The sequence below is a fragment of the Rhodococcus sp. SJ-3 genome, assembly GCF_051918125.1.
GTDB lineage: Bacteria > Actinomycetota > Actinomycetes > Mycobacteriales > Mycobacteriaceae > Rhodococcus.
Genome location: NZ_CM123306.1, coordinates 2,183,419 through 2,201,734, shown reverse-complemented (window position 1 = coordinate 2,201,734; position 18,316 = coordinate 2,183,419). Strand labels below are relative to the sequence as shown.

The window sequence follows — 18,316 nt, the reverse complement described above, 5'->3', positions numbered from 1 at the left end:
CCGAGTCTGAAGGGACTCCCACGTGACTACAGGTGAAATCGTGAACGGTACGTCCAGTACCCACGATGGCCTCGAGCCATCCGAATCCAGATCACCGTTCAAGGTGACTCCCGGCCGCGCGTGGGGGATGACCAGTCTTGTCATCTTCCTGTACGTGGTGAACTACGCCGACAAGGCCGTGCTCGGCATCATCGCCCAGCCGCTCGCCCGTGAATTCGGGATGACCTCGTCGCAGATCGGCCTCGTCGGTTCCCTGTTCTTCGTGACCTTCACGATCGGTGGCTTCCTCGCCGGACCGCTCGAGAAGAAGTTGACTCTCAAGTGGGCACTGCTCGCACTCGGCCTGACCTGGTCGGTCGTGATGCTTCCGCTCGTCGTGACCGGCGGCTTCGTGGTGCTCGTCGTGTGCCGCATGCTGCTCGGCCTGGGCGAAGGTCCGAGTTCGGCGCTCATGCACACCGCCGCGTACTCGTGGCACCCGCCCGCCAAGCGCGGTCTTCCCGGCGCGTTCCTCGCCGGCTCCGCCTCGGTCGCGAAGATCGCACTCGCACCCGTCCTGACCTTCATCACCGTCGAATACGGCTGGCGGATGGCCATCGTCGCGCTGTCGGTGCTGGGTCTGGTGTGGATCATGTGCTGGGTTCCCGGCTTCAAGGAAGGCCCTTACACCACCAAGGCGGTCAAGGGCGCCGATACTGCTGTGGCGTCCGCTCCGACCGAGCCGTCCGTGCCGTGGCGCAAGATCTTCTTCACCCGCACCTTCGCGAGCTGCGCCTTCATGATCATCGTCGTCTACGCGCTCACCACCGTCGTCCTGACCTGGCTGCCGTCGTACTTCGAACTCGGTCTCGGCTACAGCGCTCTGCAGGCCGGTTCGATGTTTGCTCTGCCGTCCATCGTCGGACTCTTCCTGATGATCTCCTCGGGCACCGTCACCGACCGGTTGCGCGGCCGCGGCCACACCTCCCGCGTGGTCCGCATCATCGTCCCCGCCGTCGGCGTCCTCATCTGCGGTGCGGTCCTCGTCTTCCTTCCGTCGATCGGCACCCCGGCCCTCGCAGTGGCGGTCGTTTCGATCGGCTACGGCTTCGGTGCCATCGCCTTCCCACTGATCAACGCAGCGATCTCCGAGCTGTGCCCGCCGCAGCAGACCGCAGGCACGATGGGCGTGTTCCTCGCACTCATGGCGATCGGTGGCCTCGTCGCTCCCTACGGCACCGGCCTCATCGTCGACAACGCTGCAACCGCGGCGGAGGGCTACGCGACCTCGTTCCAGATCATCGGTGTCCTCGGTGCGATCGCGGCGGTGCTCGTGCTGGTGTTCGCCAACCCCGAACGCGACCGCAAGATCATCCGCGGCGTGGCCTGAACGAAGTCGGCATAGCTTCCGCCTAACGGAAGCTTCCGCCGAAAGACTTATCCTCACCGGCCGGGTGCGTGGTCTCCTCGAAGTGAGGGCCACCACCCGGCCGGCTGCTTTTCTCCGGTGCTCGCTCCACCGGTTGCCCACAAGACCGATTGTTCGCTTTCACAAAGGACCCGATCCCCATGCGCGATGCCGTGATCGTCGATGCCGTCCGTACCCCCATCGGGCGCCGTAACGGTGCACTGTCCGAAGTTCACCCCGTCGACCTGTCGGCACACGTGCTCACCGCACTCGCCGAGCGCACCGGTCTCGACCCCGCCACCGTCGACGACGTCCAGTGGGGTTGTGTGAGCCAGGTCGGAGCGCAGGCCGGAATCGTGTCGCGGAGCGCGGTCTTTGCCGCCGGATGGCCCGAGACGGTGCCTGCCACCACGATCAACCGTGCATGCGGTTCGAGCCAGCAGTCCGTGTCGTTCGCGGCAGGATCGGTGATCTCCGGGCAGGCCGACGTGGTGATCGCCGGTGGTGTCGAGTCCATGTCGCAGGTTCCGATGGGCAGCGCCGTGAAGGTCCCCAACGAGAACTACCCGGCCGAGGTGCTCGAGCGGTTCGGCGTCTCCGGATTCAGCCAGGGCATCGGTGCCGAGATGATCGCCGAGAAGTGGGGTTTCTCCCGCACCCAGCTCGACGAGTTCGCTCTGCGTTCGCACGAACTCTCGGCAGCGGCCACCGACGCAGGCGCATTCGACCGGCAGCTCGCGCCGCTCGCCGGCCTCACCACTGACGAGGGCATCCGCCGGGGCGGCAGCCTCGAGTCGCTCGCCAAGCTCAAGACCGTGTTCAAGGAAGACGGCGTCATCCACGCGGGTAACTCGTCGCAGATCTCCGACGGCGCAGGCGCACTGCTCGTCACCACCAGTGAGTACGCGGCCGCGCAGGGATGGGCTCCCCTCGCGCGCATCCACACTGCTGTCGTCGCGGCGGACGACCCGGTCATCATGCTGACCGGCCCGATTCCCGCCACGGAGAAGGCGCTGAAGCGCTCGGGTCTGTCGATCGACGACATCGGCGCGTTCGAGATCAACGAGGCCTTCGCGCCCGTGCCGCTCGCATGGCTCGCCGAGACCGGTGCGAAGCTCGACCGGCTCAACCCGCTCGGCGGCGCGATCGGTGTCGGTCACCCGCTCGGTGGCTCCGGCGCGATCCTCATGACCCGCCTCGTGCACCACATGCGTGACAACGGAATTCGCTACGGACTGCAGTCGATGTGTGAGGCCGGCGGTATGGCCAACGCCACCATCCTCGAACTGCTCTGATACCCCACATAACTCACATCAAGGATCGAAAATAATGGAACTCAAGGGTCTTTCCGTCGCAATCACCGGTGGTGCCTCCGGGCTCGGACTTGCCACCGCCCAGCGCGTGCTCGCCGCAGGCGGCAACGTCACCCTCATCGATCTGCCGTCGTCGAACGGCGCCGATGTCGCCAAGGATCTCGGTGACGGTGCGACGTTCGCGGGTGCCGATGTCACCGATGCGGAGCAGTTTGCTGCCGCACTCGACGTCGCGCACGAGCGCGGCGGACTGCGCGGCGTCGTGCACTGCGCCGGTGCCGGCCGCAAGATGCGGATCCTCGACAAGGAAGGCAAGGCCGGCTCGCTCGAGGACTTCGAGTTCGTCATCCGCCTCAACCTGATCGGATCGTTCAACGCGCTGCGCCTGGGCGCCGAGCGCATGGCGCAGCTCGAGCCGATCGACGGTGAGCGCGGAGTGGTCGTGATGACGGCGTCTGCAGCAGCGTACGAAGGCCAGATCGGCCAGATCAACTACTCGGCATCCAAGGCGGGCATCGTCGGCATGACGATCGTCGCTGCCCGCGATCTTGCGAGCAAGAACATCCGAGTCAACACGATCGCCCCGGGCATCATGGACACGCCGCTGCTCGCGCGTCTGCGCGACGATGTCCGTGCATCGCTCGAGGCCACTGTGCCGAACCCGTCGCGTATGGGCCGTCCGGAGGAGTTCGGTCGACTCGCCGCATCGATCCTCGAGAACGGCTACCTCAACGGTGAGACCATCCGCCTGGACGGTGCCATCCGTATGGCACCGCGCTGATCCGGGGATCGAAGATGACTTCCGTTCAATTCGGTTGGGCAGACACGTCGTTGTCTTACCCACAGGTTTCGATGGCGGTGTGGGCGCCGAGTCTCGCCGCCATGTACGGCGACCGCGCTGCGGTCGTCGATGGTGATCGGGTTCTGTCGTACCGCGAGCTCGACGAGAAGTCGGCGCAGTTTGCAGGTGCGTTGAGCGCCGCCGGTGTCGCCGAACATGACGTGGTGCTCATGCATCTCGGCAACTGCGCAGAGTTCCACATCGCGTATTACGGCGCGTTGCGTGTCGGTGCGGCCGTGACCCTTGTGAATCCGCTTCAGCCCGAGCCGGGTCTGCGGCGTCAGATCGAGGAGACCGGAGCCGTCGCAGCCGTGTCCCAACCGCAGCAGCTCCCCACGCTGCTCGGTGCTGCGGCAGGCACCACGATCCGTCTCGTCGCGGTCGTGTCCGACGAGCCTGTCGACACCGGTGCGGTCGAGACGGTCCGGTTCGACGAGTTGCTGGCCGGTCACTCCACCGAGTTCGCACCCGCGCAGGTCGGCGGTGACGATGTCGCACACATCGCGTACACCGGTGGCACCACCGGCATTTCGAAGGGCGTGCGGGTTCTTCACCGCAACGTCGTCGGCAACGTGACGCAGATGTGCGGGTGGCGTGCCGGGTACCAGACCGTGGTGAAGGATGGTCTGGTGTCGCTCGAGAAGATCGACGGCCTCGACATCGCGGGCGTCGTTCCGGGCGAGGGGTCGACGATCGTCGTGTCGCCTCTGTTCCACGCACATGCGCTGATCAATACGTCGTTCCTGCTGGCGTGCGGTCTCACACAGGTGCTCGCGGGCCGCTTCGACCCGGCCCGCATGCTCGAACTGATCGAGATCCATCGCGCCAGCTACATCACGGGCAGCCCCGCGATGTGGCACGCGCTTGCCACGCACCCGGATGTCGCGACCCGCGACCTGTCGACGGTGCGGGTGGTGTCGTCGGGTGCGGCTCCGATCGACCATGTCACTCTCGAGGCACTCGCTGACGCGTTCCCCAACGCGACCGTTGCCGAGGGTTACGGGCTGACCGAGGGCACATGCGTGGTCACCGCCATGCCACTGGTCCGGGGTCTCCGATATCGGATCGGAAGCGTCGGCCTTCCTGTCTTCGACACCGAGATCGAGATCCGGCCGCAAGGTGACACGACGGCGACGGTCGGTCCGAACGAGCGTGGCGAGCTGTGGGTTCGTGGCCCGCAGGTCACCGACGGGTATCTCGGTCACCCCGAGATCACGGCGGAGCAGTACGTGGACGGCTGGCTCGCGACCGGCGACATCGCCTACCGCGACGACGAAGGTTATCTGTTCATCGCGGACCGCGCGAAAGACATGCTGATCTACAAGGGCTACAACGTGTATCCGCGTGAGCTCGAGGAGATCCTCGTGACGCATCCGTCCGTGTCGACCGCTGCGGTGGTCGGTCGCGACGTGGGTGCGACAGGGCAGGAGCCCGTGGCATTCGTCGTGCCTGTCGCGGGTGCCGACGTCGATGAGGACGAACTCATGGCGTACGTGGCCGAACGTGTACTGCCGTACAAGAAGATCCGGGACATCGTGATCCTGGATGCGCTGCCGACCTCCGCGGCCGGAAAGATCCTCAAGACGGATCTGCGCGCACAAGTGTAAGTGCTTCGCAAGTAGGGACGCCCTGCTCGGACGGATACGCCCATCGTTTCGGTGGGTGGGCCTGTTCGGGCAGGGCGTTTTCGTAGTGGTCGAGCCGTCGGAAACATAACGTGTTAACTTCTAACGTAATGACCGAGAAACCGCCCCGCCCAGGACGCCCGCGCGACCCTGCCAAAGATCTCGCGGTGCTCGTCGCTGCACGCCGGTTGCTCGGCGAGGTCGGTTACCGCCAGACCACGATCAGCGCCATCGCGCGGAGTGCCGGTGTCAACGCACCCGCGATCTACCGGCGCTGGCCCACCCGCGAATCACTCCTCGAGGAAGCCGTGCACGGTCCCGGCAGGCATGTCCTACCCGAACCGACCGCCGACCTGCACGCCGATCTCGTGACGTGGACAACGATCTTCCTCGCCAGGGCAGCGAGCCCCGCCGCGCGCGCCGGCGTACCGGGACTCCTCTCCGACGCCGCAACCGACGTCGACCGTGCACGACTGTTCGCGCTGCAGGATCCGATTCGCAAGGCCTTCGCCGAACGACTGGATGCAGCTGCCGACGCCGGTGAGATCCCAGGACCGGCGCCGACGGAGTTGCTCTTCGAGATCCTCTCCGGCGCCACCACCGTTCGCGGACTGATCCACGGCGACGCCGACGCCGACGCGTTCGTCGCTGATCTGGCTGCCTCCCTGTATGTCCTGACTCGGCACGGAAGTGAGATCTCCGACGTGAAGAACGGTGGGCAGCAATGAAGATCGACGTCCAGCTCGACGGCCGGCCCGAGAACGCCGCTCGACGTGCGCGTGAACTCGACGCGCTCGGTGTCGGTGGCCTGTTCACCTTCGAAGGCCCGCACGATGTGTTCCTCCCCCTGGCTGCTGCGGCGCCGGTCGTCGATTCCGACCTGATGACCAACGTTGCGATCGCGATGCCACGAAGCCCGATGCACCTGGCGCACACCGCCTACGACCTGCAGGTGCTCAGCCGAGGACGATTCCGGCTCGGACTCGGTTCGCAGATCCGCCCCCACATCGAGAAGCGCTACGGCGCGCAGTGGTCGCGTCCGGCCGCGCGCATGCGTGAAACCGTCCTCGCAGTCAAGTCGATCTTCGATGCGTGGGAAGGTAATTCGAAGCTCCGGTTCGAAGGCGAGTTCACTACCCACACCCTGATGCCGCCCACGTTCGACCCCGGCCCCAACCCGTACGGTCCGCCACCGGTCTATCTTGGCGCGCTCGGGCCGATCATGACGCGAACCGCAGCGGAGGTGGCGGACGGACTTCTCGTGATGCCATTCAACAGCGCCCGGCACTTCCGGGAACGCACTCTTCCGGCCGTCGAAGAAGGGCTCGACCGTGCCGGACGCGACCGCGCCGACCTGGCGATCCACCCTCAGATCGTCGTCGGCATGGGCCGTACGCGGGAAGAACTCGATGCGGCCTCGCGCGGAGTGCGCACTCTTCTTGCCTTCTACGGGTCCACCCCCGCCTACCGGCCGGTATTGGAGGTCGAAGGATGGGCGGATCTTCAGCCCGAGCTCAACGTGCTCTCCAAACAAGGACAGTTTGCGGCGATGACCGACCTGATCGATGACACCGCACTCGCCACGCTCGCGGTACACGGCACCCCCGAGGAGTGTGCAGCGGAGATCGTCGCCCGGTTCGGCGACCATGCCGAGCGCGTGTGCTGCTACTTTCCCGGCTACCCTGTGCGCGACGAGCACATCGCCGATCTGGTCACTGCGCTGAAAGCGTTCGATGTCACTGCGCTGAAGGCTTTCGGATCGTGACCGGGGTGTTGTCCGAGGTCCGCGACGGTATCGCGATCATCACCCTCGACCGTCCGCGCCACCGCAACGCCTTCACCGGCGATATGGGCCGGCGGCTCGGTGCGCTCTACCGGGAGTTCGACGCAGACGACGACGTGCGGGTCATCGTCCTCACGGGCACCCCGCCCGCCTTCTGCGCGGGAGCCGACCTGACGGCAGGCGCCGATACGTTCGCCGAGGCCGGGGCGGGTTTCACGGCGTCGCCGGTCGATCCGCCCGCGTTCCGGCTGCGCACCCCCGTCATCGCGGCGATGAACGGTCATGCGATCGGTATCGGGCTGACCATCGCTATGCAGGCCGACATCCGCATCGCCGCTGACGACGCCAAGTACGCGATCCCGCAGGTGCGCCGTGGTGTGATTCCGGATGCCATGTCGCACTGGACTGTTCAGCAGATTGCCGGCCTGGCCGCTGCCGCCGACATCCTGCTCACCGGCCGGACCTTCGACGGGCAGGAGGCAGCGCGGCTGGGTATCGCGAGCCGTTCGCTGCCCGCCGGTGAGGTGCTGCCCGCGGCACTGGAGATCGCCCGCGACATCGCCGTGAACGTCGCACCTATGTCTGCTGCGCTGTCCAAACGTCTGTTGTGGGACACCGCGATGAACGGATTCACACCGGAAGAGGTCGCGGATCACGAAACCGAATTGCACCACCGGGTGATGGGCGGCGAGGACGCCGCCGAGGGCGTCCGTGCGTTCCTCGAGCGGCGACTACCGCTGTGGACTGCGAGTGTGTCGAAGAACTGGAAGGAACTACCGTGGGATTGAACCCGATGGAATCGAATCTGTACGGCTCCGGCACCACCACCGACGACGTTCTGCCGGGCGTCGACCTCACCGGTCGTACGGCTGTGGTCACCGGCGTGACGAGCGGGCTCGGCGGGGAGACGGCGCGAGCGCTGGCGTCCGTGGGGGCCACAGTTGTGCTCACCGCCCGCGATGAGGATGGTCTCGGTGTGGTTGCCGAAAAGATCCGCGTCGCAGTCCCGGGTGCGCAGGTTCATTCGGTGCGCCTGGATCTGGCCGACCTGTCGAGTGTGCGGTCTGCAGCCGAGGAGATTCGTGCCGGTCACGACGCGATCGATCTGCTCATCAACAACGCCGGTGTGATGTACACGCCGTTCCAGCGCACACGCGACGGATTCGAATTGCAGTTCGGCACCAATCATCTCGGACATTTTCTGCTCACGAGGTTGCTGGTTCCGAGTCTCGAGGCGGGCGCCGCCCGATCGGGTGTCTCGTCGCGCGTGGTGACGGTGTCGTCCGATGCACATCAAGCATCCGGCGTGGATTTCGACGACCCGCATTTCGAACGCACCGACTACGACAAGTTCGTCGCCTACGCCCGGTCGAAGTCGGCGAATGTGCTCATGACCGTCGAACTCGAACGGCGTTTCGGTGGACGCGGTGTGCACGCGTTCGCCGTGCACCCCGGCGTGTGTGCGACGTCCTTGGCGCGACACATGTCCCGTGACGACATGGCCGAGATGAAGCGGATGAGTGCAGGCAAGCCGGAACTGTTGACGAACCTGAAGTCGATCCCTGCCGGCGCCGCGACCTCGGTCTGGGCCGCAACATCCCCGGACTTGGAGGCTGCGGGCGGGAGTTACCTCGCGGACTGCGGGATCGGGCGGGCCGAAGACCACGCCACCGATCCCGCAGCCGCAGCGGCACTGTGGGAGTTGTCGGTGCGCTGCACCGCCTGATTCCCGTAACCGGTCAGGAGCGCTGGGCCTGCTTGACGAGTCCGCCGCCGATGATCAGACGCTGGATCTCGCTGGTGCCCTCGTACAGGCGCAGCAGACGCACGTCACGGTAGATGCGCTCGACCGGTACCTCGCGCATGTAGCCGGTGCCGCCGTGGATCTGCACGGCGAGATCGGCGACTTTGCCGACCATCTCGGTGCAGTACAGCTTCGCCACCGACGGAGCGATGCGGCGGTCGGTCTCCTCGACCCATGCCCGTGCTGCGTCGCGCACGAGGGCGCGACCGGCCATCACGCCGGTTTGCTGATCGGCGATCATCGCCTGCACAAGCTGGAAATTGCCGATCGGGTTGCCGCCCTGAGTTGCGGTGGCCGCGTACTCGACGGACTCGTCGAGCGCGCGCTGTGCCTGTCCGACCGACAGCGCAGCGATGTGGACGCGACCGCGCGCGAGGGAAACCATCGCGGCCTTGTATCCGACGTCCTCGCTGCCGCCGACGAGAGCCGAATTCGGCACCCGCACCTCGTTGAAGTGCACGTCTGCGGTCCAGGCGCCTTCCTGTCCCATCTTGGCGTCCTTGCCGGAGACCTGCACACCTTCGGTGTCGGCGGGAACGAGGAACACCGCGATACCGGTGCCGTCGCTGTCGGCCGGGCGGGTGCGGGCGAACACGACGAACAGGTTCGCGAGCGGCGCGTTGGTGATGAAACGTTTCTCGCCGGTGATCACCCAGTCGTCGCCGTCACGGACGGCCTTGGTGCGCAGACCCGACGGGTTGGAGCCGGCGCCGGGCTCGGTGAGCGCGAACGACGCGACGACGTCGCCGGAGGCGATGCCCTCGAGCCACTGCTGCTTCTGCTCGTCGGTACCGAAATTGACGAGAACCTGACCGGCGATGCCGTTGTTGGTGCCGAACATCGAGCGAAGCGACAGGGTGGTGTAGCCGAGTTCCATGGCGAGTTCGGCGTCCTGCTGGAGGTTCAGGCCGAGACCGCCCCACGCCTGCGGGATGGCGTACCCGAACAGGCCCATGTCCTTGGCGGCCTGTCGAATGTCGTCTGGAATTGCGTTGGTGTCGGCGATCTCCTGCTCGCGGGGGACCACGACGTTGCGCACGAACGCGCGGGTCTGGGCGAGGATCTCGCGGAAGTCGTCTTCGTCGACCTCGGGGGTCGGAGTCGCAAGTGTCATGCCTACCACTTTCGAGGCAGTCCCAGGCGGTGTCCAATACGAATGGCGCCATTCCCATATAGGCAGTCTCGATGGATTCCGGGGGGTGATTCGGGTCGTTGCGTGGATATATTCGAAGACATCGACCCGTTTCGGGGACAACTCAGGTCCCCTCGAAAGGATTTCAGATGTCGCTGTTGGAGAACCGTACCGCCGTGATCACAGGTGGCGCCCAGGGTATCGGATTCGCGATCGCCCAGAACTTCGTCGCAGCCGGTGCCCGCGTCGTCATCGGCGATCTCGATCTCGACGCCGCCACCGCAGCAGCGGAGAAGCTCGGCGGCCGGGACGTGGCGCGTGCGGTGAAAGCGAACGTCGTCGAATCCGCCGATTGGGACACCCTCCTCGCAGAGGCCGTCGACGGGTTCGGCTCTCTCGATGTCGTGGTCAACAACGCAGGTATCACCCGCGACGCGACGATGCGCACGATGACCGAGGAGGATTTCGACCTCGTCATTTCCGTGCATCTCAAGGGCGCCTGGCACGGCACCCGCAAGGCTGCCGCGATCATGCGCGAGGCCAAGCGCGGCGCAATCGTCAACATCTCATCGCTGTCCGGCAAGGTCGGCATGGTCGGCCAGACCAACTACTCCGCGGCGAAGGCGGGCATCGTGGGTCTGACCAAGGCCGCAGCGAAGGAGATGGCGCACCACGGTGTCCGCGTCAACGCGATCCAGCCCGGCCTGATCCGTTCGGCGATGACCGAGGCCATGCCGCAGAAGGCATGGGACGGCAAGATGGCCGAGATCCCGATGGGCCGTCCGGGTGAGGTCGATGAAATTGCCTCTGTTGCACTGTTCCTCGCTTCCGACATGTCGTCCTACATGACCGGCACCGTCCTCGAGGTCACCGGCGGCCGCTTCATGTGACGGTCCCGTCACCCACGTCTCGAAAGGTCATCATGCGCGAAGTTGTCATCTGCGAGCCCGTCCGTACCCCGATCGGCCGCTACGGCGGAATGTTCAAGTCCCTCACCGCAGTCGATCTCGGTGTCACGGCACTGAAGGGTCTGCTCGAGCGGACGGGTGTGTCTCCCGACGAGGTCGGCGACGTCATTCTCGGCCACTGCAACGGCAACAGTGAGGCCCCGGCCATCGGTCGTGTCGTCGCTCTCGACGCAGGGCTTCCGGTCACCGTGCCCGGCATGCACATCGACCGCCGGTGTGGCTCCGGTCTGCAGGCCGTCATCCAGGCCGCGCTGCAGGTCGGAAACGGCGACAACGAACTCGTCGTCGCCGGTGGCGCCGAGTCGATGAGCAACGCAGCGTTCTACTCGACCGACATCCGCTGGGGCGGTGCCCGCACCGGTGTGCAGATGCACGACGGCCTGGTCCGTGCCCGCTCGACTGCCGGAGGCAAGCACTACCCGGTCCCCGGCGGCATGATCGAGACTGCCGAGAACCTGCGCGCCGAGTACGGCATCAGCCGTCAGGAGCAGGACGAACTCGCCGCCGAATCGCACCGTCGCGCGGTGGCCGCTCAGCAGGCAGGCATCCTCGCCGAAGAGATCATTCCCGTCACCGTGAGCAGTCGTAAGGGTGACGAGGTCATCGACACCGATGAGCATCCTCGTGCTGACACCACCGTCGACACGCTGGCGAAGCTGCGCCCGATCATGGGCAAGCAGGATCCCGAGGCGACCGTCACGGCGGGGAATGCGAGCGGTCAGAACGATGCCGCATCGATGGCTATCGTCACCACGCCGGAGAAGGCAGCCGAGCTGGGTCTGACGCCGCTCGTGCGAATCGTGTCGTGGGGTGTGGCCGGTGTAGCGCCCAAGATCATGGGTATCGGCCCGGTGCCCGCCACCGAGATCGCCCTCGCCAAGGCCGGCATCACGCTGTCCGACGTCGACGTCATCGAACTCAACGAAGCCTTCGCGGCACAGGCGTTGGCCGTGACCCGCGAGTGGAAGTTCGGTGCCGCGGACTTCGAGCGCACCAACATCCATGGTTCCGGCATCTCGCTCGGTCACCCCGTCGGCGCGACCGGTGGTCGCATGCTCGCGACGCTCGCCCGTGAACTGCACCGCCGTGAGGGTCGCTACGCCCTCGAGACCATGTGCATCGGTGGTGGACAGGGCCTCGCCGCGATCTTCGAACGCGTGTCCTGACACGACCCACTCTCTCTACCGACGACGGTCGGCCGGCATCTGCCGGCCGACCGTCGTCCGTTCTGCTGGTCGGAAGCATCCGTTGAAGGCAGAACTGATATGTGTTCTACTTCTGGCCACAGTGATGCGGGACACATCGGAAGCGGATGTGATCGCGTCGTCGCAGGACCGATCGGAAGGGCAAACATGTCTCTGAATCTGGCCGACCTCACCGAAGCGGTGGTCGACGCGATTCCCGATCGCGCAGCTCTCGTCTGCGGCGACCGATCTCACACCTACGCGCAGTACGACGCCGCTGCCAATCGAATCGGGCATCACCTCGCCGCTGCGGGTGTCGAGCCCGGCGATCACGTCGGCCTGCACATGCGCAACAGTCTCGAGTTCCTCGATACGATGCTGGGCGCGATGAAGATCAGGGCCGTCCCGATCAACATCAACTTCCGTTACGTGGGTGCAGAACTCGAGTACCTCTACAACAATGCGGAACTCGTTGCGCTCGTGGTGGATGCCGACCTCACTGCAGTCGTCGCCGAGGTCCTGCCCAACGCTGCACACCTGCGTCATATCGTCGTGGTCGGGGATGGGCCCACGCCGGAGCTCGATGCTGTGGCCTCGGCTTCCGACGTCACCGTGGTGCGCTATATGGAGGCCGTGGCGAATGCGTCCGCCGAACGCGATTTTCCGCCCCGGAGCGACGACGATCTCTACATCCTCTACACCGGCGGCACCACGGGCATGCCCAAGGGTGTGATGTGGCGGCACGAGGACTTCTACTTCGCAGCTCTCGGAGGAGGCAACGCATACGGCGATCCGCACAGCACTCCCGAGTCGCTCGCCGCTGCGGCTGCCGCAGGCGAGCACCCGTTGACGTACGTCGTGACCGCTCCGCTGATGCACGGGGCGGCCATGTACGCGGTGCTCATGGGACTGTTCATGGGCTTTCCCCAGGTCCTCATGCGCAACTTCGAACCGGCGGACGCGCTACGTCTGATCGACGAACACAAGGCCGCCGTGCTCATGGTGGTCGGAGATGCGATCAGCAGGCCCATCGCCGACGTGCTCGCAGAGCGACGCGACGACTTCGATCTGAGCTCGTTGATCGTCATCGGCTCGGGTGGCGCCCTGTGGTCGGTCAGTGTGCGCGATCGGCTGAAGGAGCTACTCCCCGACATCATGCTGCTCAACTCCTTCGGCTCATCGGAGTCGGGAGCGAACGGGCCCCTCAGCCCCGGAGAAGACGGCAAACCGCGACTGGCTGCCTCCCCCAAGATGCGCGTCGTCGACACCGACTACTCGCTCGTGGAACCCGGCTCCGGCACCATCGGCTATCTGGCACGTGTCGGGCACGTGCCTGTCGGCTACTTCAACGACCCTGAGAAGACCGCAGCCACTTTCCCAGTGGTGGACGGCACCCGCCTTTCGATCCTCGGCGATCTCGCAACGGTCGAGGCGGACGGCACGATCGTCGTACTGGGACGCGGCTCGGCCTGCATCAACAGCGGCGGTGAGAAGATCTATGCCGAAGAGGTGGAAGAAGCGGTCAAGGGTCATCCCGCGGTGCACGACGCCCTCGTGACCGGAGTGCCGGATCCCCTTCTGGGTGAGAAGGTCTCGGCAGTGGTGCAACTGCGCGACGGCGCGCAGGAGCCGACTCGGGAGGAACTCGCCGATCACTGCCGCAGCGTCATCGCTGGCTACAAGGTCCCCCGGCACGTTGTCGTCGTACCCGAGATCCTGCGTTCCCCCGCGGGCAAGGCCGACTATCGTTGGGCGAAATCGACAGCGACGAAGTCGGTTACCGCCGACGCCTGATCTGGTTGGCAGCAACGATGAGCGACTCGAGGGTCGCGGTCAGCACGGAACGGTTCCTCCCTGCAGCCCACCGTGTGACCGTGCCACTGCGGTACTCGATCAGAGTGAGCGCGTCACTGTCGTTGCCGGAACCGATGCTGGTCTGATGGAGGCCGAGAACTTCGAGGGAGATCCCGGTTCGCGCGAGTGCATCGGTGAGCGCCTCCACCGGACCCACGTTGTGATGCACGCTGGTGAGCTCGGAGTCGCCGACACGCAGTGTGACCGTCGTACTCTCATCGGTAGTGCCGAAGCATGCCAGTTCGACGGCGGAGTCACCGGCCGGCGCGGCAAGGTATTCGGCCTCGAAGATGCCCCACAGTTGTGATGCAGTGACCTCGCTGCCGGTGGCGTCCGTGTGCATCTGTACGTGGTGTGCGAAGTCGATCTGCAAACGGCGGGGCAGTCCGATTCCGTACTCGGTTTCCAGCAGGTAGGCGATGCCACCTTTGCCGGACTGCGAGTTCACCCGGATGACGGCATCGTAGCTGCGTCCGAGATCAGCGGGGTCGATCGGCAAATACGGTACGCGCCACTCGACTTCGTCGGTGCGGCGGCCCTCGGCTGCCGCGCGGGCGCGGTGTTCGGCGAAACCCTTCTTGATCGCATCCTGGTGGGTTCCACTGAACGCCGTATGCACGAGGTCGCCGACATACGGATGCCGGGGATGGATCTCGATGCGGTTCGCGTGCTCGACGGTGCGCCGGATGGCGTCGATGTCGGAGAAGTCGATCATCGGATCGATACCCTGCGCATGCAGATTGAGGGCAAGAGTGGCGATATCGACATTGCCCGTGCGCTCCCCGTTGCCGAAAAGGCAGCCTTCGACGCGCTGTGCTCCGGCCAGGACAGCGAGTTCGGCACACGCGACCCCGGTGCCGCGGTCGTTGTGTGGGTGTACGGACAGGATCACTGCATCACGGCGAGTGAGGTTCTTGTGCATGTATTCGATCTGATCGGCATAGACGTTCGGCGTTGCGATCTCCACGGTCGCGGGAAGGTTGACGATGACGGGACGCTGCGCCGAGGCATCCCACAGCGTCGTCATGACGTCGCAGACCTCGAGGGCGTAGTCGGGTTCGGTGAGGTTGAAGACCTCGGGCGAGAACTCGAAGCGCACATTCTCCAGGTCGCCGGCGAACTCCAGTACGTCGCGTCCGCCGGAGACGATCAACTCGGTGAGTGCAGCGCGGCCGTGCCCGAGCACGACATCGCGCCATGTCGGTGCGGTCGCCGTGTACATGTGGACGACAACGTCATTGCGGACACCGCGGATCGAATCCACGGTGCGCTCGATGAGGTCGCGGCGGGCAGGGGTGAATACGACGATGGTGACATCGCTGGGTGCGATGTCGGTGTCGGCGATGAGACGGATGAAGTCGTAGTCGGTTTGTGATGCGGACGGGTAGCCGACCTCGATCTCCTTGTATCCCATCGCAACCATCAGTTCGAACAATCGGCGTTTGCGTGCCGGATCCATGGGCTCGGCCAACGCCTGGTTGCCGTCGCGCAGGTCGACGGGGACCCACAGAGGGGCCGTGGTCAAGCGTGCGTGCGGCCAGTCGCGTTCTGTGAGTGGAACTTCCACGCGCGAATATACATCGCGATAGCGGTGTGAGGGCATCTGTGAGTGAGCTTGCCGATTCCAGGACGGGGCAGTGGAAGGCACTCGCCCGGCGGGTGTGTCGATGCGGGGGAAGGTGGTCATGGTGGTGGTTCCTTCTGTGGGTCGTGACGTGTCGACCGGCACGTTCGAGCTCCACGACGGGAGCCGGTCAGGCTATACCCCGCCGTGGCGGCGAAGAAGGAGGAATCCGCGGATGAACACCGGGCCACAGTAACACAACTCCTCAGACAAGCTGAGAAGTGCTGAGGGTGGGAGAATGCCGACATGTCACTCGTGCGTCGTGAATCCCTCGCCGAACAGGCTGCCGAGCTTCTCCTGTCAAGAATCAGGGGCGGCGAGTGGAAAGTCGGAGACAAGCTTCCCGGGGAGACCACACTCGCCCCTGCGCTCGGAGTCGGACGCTCGACCGTGCGCGAGGCCATCCGGCAACTCGCCGGTCAAGGGGTGCTCGCGTCGCGCCAAGGGGCAGGGGTGTTCGTCACCGCCCTCGATATCCCAGAGAACTGGGATGCCGTCCTGCGCCGCGCCGACATCGTTGCCGTCATCGAAGCACGCATCGCGATCGAGGTCGAGGCATCCGCACTGGCCGCTGAACGTCGCACACCGGAGGAACTCGAGGACCTGCGCCGCGCGCTGACCGACCGCGCGCACCACCGCGTCGACGTCGAGAAACACGTCGACACCGACATGGCGTTCCACCGCGGCATCCTCCGTGCGGCGCACAGTCCGATCCTTCTCGAGTTGTTCACTCATTTCGCGCCGCGCAACCGGCGGGCGATGGTCGACATGCTCCGCGACCGAGGCGATCACGGCGATGACGCCGACCAGGCCACGCACGAACGCATCTACGACGCGATCGACTCACGTGATGCCGGGCTCGCAGCCACCCTCACCCGTACCCACCTGAATACGCTCAAGGAGCTGCTCATCCGATGACGCGGCGATGAACGACGGTCGACATCGATCTACGGATCGAGATGTTGTCCGGGCGGTCTCGGAGCATGCAGGGAGAATTGCACGCCGAGCATCCGAATTGCGAAACACAATGCGGCAGAACTGAGAAGAGCTACCGTTCCACCGAAACCGAGACTGTAGGCGGTGGCGAATCCGGCCGCACCGACCAGCGCGGGAATGGCGTAGAGCTCGCTGGTCAGCACCGTCGGAATCCGCATGACCATGACATCGCGGATCGTGCCGCCGCCGACCGCGGTGATCGTGCCGACGATGACGGCCTGCACGACGCCGAAATCCAGAGCCAGGGCTTTCGCGGCGCCGAGGACCGCGAACACGCTCAAGCCGATCGCGTCGAGGACCGTGATGGGAAACGAGAGGCGGTCGAGCACGCGACTCAGACCGAACGCGATCAACCCGCCCGCCGCGGCGATCGCGAGATAACGCCAGTCGAGGAAGGTGGCCGGGGGCAGTGCATCGAGGAGGACATCCCGGATCGTGCCGCCGCCCAGCGCGGTGAACATGCCCAGGGTCACCACGCCGACGATGTCGACCCGTGCGACGCGGACCGCGGTCAGTGCACCGTTGAGGGCGAAGACGAAGGTGCCGGTCAGATCCAGAACGAGCAACAGCGTCGAGTCGGTGGGCATGGTCGTCTGTCTACCGGACGCTGCAGACTTTCACCCGTCCGACAGCCGGTAGAAACGGAAGAAACCGAAATTCTCGATGGGAAGGACATCCATCCGGGCGAATCCGGCCTCGTGCGCATATCGCCGCAGCGTCGCGGGTCGCATGACCGTTCCTGTCCCCACGCTGGGCTGATGGTTCATACCGTCGGGAAGGCAGAACATCAGACTGTATCCGTACATGAGCCGCTCGACCTCGTCGCCGGGCGCCGTGAATTCGTCGGCTACGGCCTCGTCCATGACGATCACCACGCCACCGGGAGCCAGTGACCGGCGTGCCGCCGAGAGCACCTCGACGGGCTGCGGCATGTCGTGGATGCACTCGAATGCGAACACCGCCAGGAACGTCGACTCCGGCAGCCCGGCTGCGTCGGTCTCGGTAATCGTGATGCGCTGTGCTACTTCAGGTTCGGACGAGACATTCGACCGGGCCATTTCGACGGTCGCGGCGTCGATGTCGAAACCATGAACCGAGGCATCCGGGTAGGTGCGCGCGAGCGTGAGAGTGGACCATGCGCCACCGCACCCGATGTCTGCGATCGCGGCACCAGGGGTGCGCAGCAACTCGTCGAGATCGGGTACGGAGTGCAATGCGCCGGGCAGGGCCTGTTCGAACCACGGACGATTCACGTCGGCCTGGGACTCCCGGGCATCGCTGCCGTACTGCGCCCAGCCGACGCCGCTGCCCGTGCGATACGCCTCGAGCAACGCAGGCATCTGCATGGCACCGCCGGTGAGGATGCGCGGCAGCGGAGTCATGTACGACAGGCTTCGCTCGTCCGTGAGTACTTCCGCACCGGCCGCAGAGAGGGTGAACCGCGGAGGTTCGGCATCATCGACCGAGAGCAGGCCCGTGGCAGCCTGTTGCTCGAGCCATTCCCGCGCATACCGCGGATGCGTGCCGGTGCGGTCGGCAAGTTCGTCTGCCGTCGCAGGTCCGTCCGAGGCCAGACTGCGGTACCACCCGAGCCGGTCTCCGAGATAGATGGAGAACACGTCGATCGCGCCGAGCGTGGCATCGAGGATGCGCTGTGCGAAGTCGTCGACGGATTCGGTTCGGGCAACGGAAGCCGAGGGCTGTTCGGGTATCGATGTGGACATAGCGGTCATCTCCGTGCAGGAGGACGAGTGATTGTTTCCATCGTCGTCCGCGGGCAGGCCTGTGTCACCGGTCGTTCGCCG

General features: G+C 65.5%; 16 protein-coding genes. 12 read left to right on the top strand and 4 right to left on the bottom strand.

All coding sequences use genetic code 11. The features are described from left to right. Window positions 1–22: 22 nt before the first annotated feature. From ACTDXD_RS10085 to ACTDXD_RS10050, 8 genes are all read left to right on the top strand, one after another. Window positions 23–1,369, top strand: coding sequence for an MFS transporter (locus tag ACTDXD_RS10085; RefSeq protein ID WP_440126900.1), 1,347 nt, complete (start codon window positions 23–25; stop codon window positions 1,367–1,369). A gap of 179 nt (window positions 1,370–1,548) precedes the next feature. Then, entirely contained in the window at window positions 1,549–2,682 is a 1,134-nt protein-coding gene (locus tag ACTDXD_RS10080; protein WP_440126899.1) for a thiolase family protein, read from the top strand. A 34-nt stretch (window positions 2,683–2,716) separates the two neighbouring features. After that, window positions 2,717–3,481 (top strand): SDR family NAD(P)-dependent oxidoreductase, encoded by a 765-nt coding sequence (locus tag ACTDXD_RS10075; protein WP_169689387.1) that lies wholly within the window; start codon window positions 2,717–2,719, stop codon window positions 3,479–3,481. Window positions 3,482–3,495: 14 nt separating this feature from the next. Then, complete coding sequence (locus tag ACTDXD_RS10070; RefSeq protein WP_440126898.1) at window positions 3,496–5,148, top strand: class I adenylate-forming enzyme family protein; 1,653 nt, start codon at window positions 3,496–3,498, stop codon at window positions 5,146–5,148. Between the two features lie 128 nt (window positions 5,149–5,276). Beyond that, window positions 5,277–5,894, top strand: coding sequence for a TetR/AcrR family transcriptional regulator (locus ACTDXD_RS10065; RefSeq protein ID WP_440126897.1), 618 nt, complete (start codon window positions 5,277–5,279; stop codon window positions 5,892–5,894). Then, entirely contained in the window at window positions 5,891–6,931 is a 1,041-nt protein-coding gene (locus ACTDXD_RS10060; RefSeq protein ID WP_440126896.1) for a TIGR03617 family F420-dependent LLM class oxidoreductase, read from the top strand. The genes ACTDXD_RS10065 and ACTDXD_RS10060 overlap by 4 nt, the downstream gene beginning before the upstream one ends. After that, window positions 6,925–7,737 carry an enoyl-CoA hydratase/isomerase family protein gene (locus ACTDXD_RS10055; RefSeq protein WP_440127602.1) on the top strand — a complete coding sequence of 271 codons (813 nt, stop codon included), beginning with the start codon at window positions 6,925–6,927 and terminating at the stop codon, window positions 7,735–7,737. The genes ACTDXD_RS10060 and ACTDXD_RS10055 overlap by 7 nt, the downstream gene beginning before the upstream one ends. 5 nt (window positions 7,738–7,742) lie before the next feature. Next, a complete protein-coding gene (locus ACTDXD_RS10050) occupies window positions 7,743–8,675 on the top strand; it encodes an SDR family NAD(P)-dependent oxidoreductase (RefSeq protein WP_440127601.1) in 933 nt (310 codons plus the stop codon). A 13-nt stretch (window positions 8,676–8,688) separates the two neighbouring features. On the opposite strand, the gene ACTDXD_RS10045 is transcribed toward ACTDXD_RS10050, so the two are convergent. Then, window positions 8,689–9,867: an acyl-CoA dehydrogenase family protein gene (locus tag ACTDXD_RS10045; RefSeq protein ID WP_169689394.1), complete on the bottom strand. Its 1,179-nt coding sequence runs from the start codon at window positions 9,865–9,867 to the stop codon at window positions 8,689–8,691. Window positions 9,868–10,034: 167 nt separating this feature from the next. Here ACTDXD_RS10045 and fabG point away from each other — a divergent pair, with 167 nt between their 5' ends. From fabG to ACTDXD_RS10030, 3 genes are all read left to right on the top strand, one after another. After that, on the top strand, window positions 10,035–10,775 hold the full coding sequence (gene fabG, locus ACTDXD_RS10040; protein ID WP_440126895.1) for a 3-oxoacyl-ACP reductase FabG: 741 nt from the start codon (window positions 10,035–10,037) through the stop codon (window positions 10,773–10,775). Window positions 10,776–10,807: 32 nt separating this feature from the next. Beyond that, on the top strand, window positions 10,808–12,019 hold the full coding sequence (locus ACTDXD_RS10035; RefSeq protein WP_440126894.1) for an acetyl-CoA C-acetyltransferase: 1,212 nt from the start codon (window positions 10,808–10,810) through the stop codon (window positions 12,017–12,019). A gap of 186 nt (window positions 12,020–12,205) precedes the next feature. Further along, the gene (locus tag ACTDXD_RS10030) at window positions 12,206–13,831 is read left to right on the top strand and encodes an acyl-CoA synthetase (protein ID WP_440126893.1); all 1,626 of its coding nucleotides are present in this window, start codon (window positions 12,206–12,208) and stop codon (window positions 13,829–13,831) included. Here the strand turns inward: ACTDXD_RS10030 and ACTDXD_RS10025 are convergent. Then, window positions 13,815–15,494: a 2-isopropylmalate synthase gene (locus ACTDXD_RS10025; RefSeq protein WP_440127600.1), complete on the bottom strand. Its 1,680-nt coding sequence runs from the start codon at window positions 15,492–15,494 to the stop codon at window positions 13,815–13,817. The two genes, ACTDXD_RS10030 and ACTDXD_RS10025, sit on opposite strands and share 17 nt — an antisense overlap. A gap of 267 nt (window positions 15,495–15,761) precedes the next feature. Between ACTDXD_RS10025 and ACTDXD_RS10020 the strand changes: the two genes are divergently transcribed. Beyond that, entirely contained in the window at window positions 15,762–16,433 is a 672-nt protein-coding gene (locus ACTDXD_RS10020) for a FadR/GntR family transcriptional regulator (protein WP_440126892.1), read from the top strand. 29 nt (window positions 16,434–16,462) lie between these two features. On the opposite strand, the gene ACTDXD_RS10015 is transcribed toward ACTDXD_RS10020, so the two are convergent. Then, entirely contained in the window at window positions 16,463–17,098 is a 636-nt protein-coding gene (locus tag ACTDXD_RS10015; RefSeq protein ID WP_440126891.1) for a trimeric intracellular cation channel family protein, read from the bottom strand. A gap of 30 nt (window positions 17,099–17,128) precedes the next feature. Then, window positions 17,129–18,235 (bottom strand): class I SAM-dependent methyltransferase, encoded by a 1,107-nt coding sequence (locus ACTDXD_RS10010; protein ID WP_440126890.1) that lies wholly within the window; start codon window positions 18,233–18,235, stop codon window positions 17,129–17,131. Between the last annotated feature and the right edge of the window lie 81 nt (window positions 18,236–18,316).

What these genes read in the sequence shown, in the direction of transcription:
- ACTDXD_RS10080 (WP_440126899.1), top strand. Translation starts at nt 1,549, where the DNA reads ATGCGCGATGCCGTGATCGTCGATGCCGTCCGTACCCCCATCGGGCGC.
- ACTDXD_RS10075 (WP_169689387.1), top strand. Translation starts at nt 2,717, where the DNA reads ATGGAACTCAAGGGTCTTTCCGTCGCAATCACCGGTGGTGCCTCCGGG.
- ACTDXD_RS10070 (WP_440126898.1), top strand. Translation starts at nt 3,496, where the DNA reads ATGACTTCCGTTCAATTCGGTTGGGCAGACACGTCGTTGTCTTACCCA.
- ACTDXD_RS10065 (WP_440126897.1), top strand. Translation starts at nt 5,277, where the DNA reads ATGACCGAGAAACCGCCCCGCCCAGGACGCCCGCGCGACCCTGCCAAA.
- ACTDXD_RS10060 (WP_440126896.1), top strand. Translation starts at nt 5,891, where the DNA reads ATGAAGATCGACGTCCAGCTCGACGGCCGGCCCGAGAACGCCGCTCGA.
- ACTDXD_RS10050 (WP_440127601.1), top strand. Translation starts at nt 7,743, where the DNA reads ATGGAATCGAATCTGTACGGCTCCGGCACCACCACCGACGACGTTCTG.
- ACTDXD_RS10045 (WP_169689394.1), bottom strand. Translation starts at nt 9,867, where the DNA reads ATGACACTTGCGACTCCGACCCCCGAGGTCGACGAAGACGACTTCCGC.
- fabG (WP_440126895.1), top strand. Translation starts at nt 10,035, where the DNA reads ATGTCGCTGTTGGAGAACCGTACCGCCGTGATCACAGGTGGCGCCCAG.
- ACTDXD_RS10035 (WP_440126894.1), top strand. Translation starts at nt 10,808, where the DNA reads ATGCGCGAAGTTGTCATCTGCGAGCCCGTCCGTACCCCGATCGGCCGC.
- ACTDXD_RS10030 (WP_440126893.1), top strand. Translation starts at nt 12,206, where the DNA reads ATGTCTCTGAATCTGGCCGACCTCACCGAAGCGGTGGTCGACGCGATT.
- ACTDXD_RS10025 (WP_440127600.1), bottom strand. Translation starts at nt 15,494, where the DNA reads ATGCCCTCACACCGCTATCGCGATGTATATTCGCGCGTGGAAGTTCCA.
- ACTDXD_RS10020 (WP_440126892.1), top strand. Translation starts at nt 15,762, where the DNA reads ATGTCACTCGTGCGTCGTGAATCCCTCGCCGAACAGGCTGCCGAGCTT.
- ACTDXD_RS10015 (WP_440126891.1), bottom strand. Translation starts at nt 17,098, where the DNA reads ATGCCCACCGACTCGACGCTGTTGCTCGTTCTGGATCTGACCGGCACC.
- ACTDXD_RS10010 (WP_440126890.1), bottom strand. Translation starts at nt 18,235, where the DNA reads ATGTCCACATCGATACCCGAACAGCCCTCGGCTTCCGTTGCCCGAACC.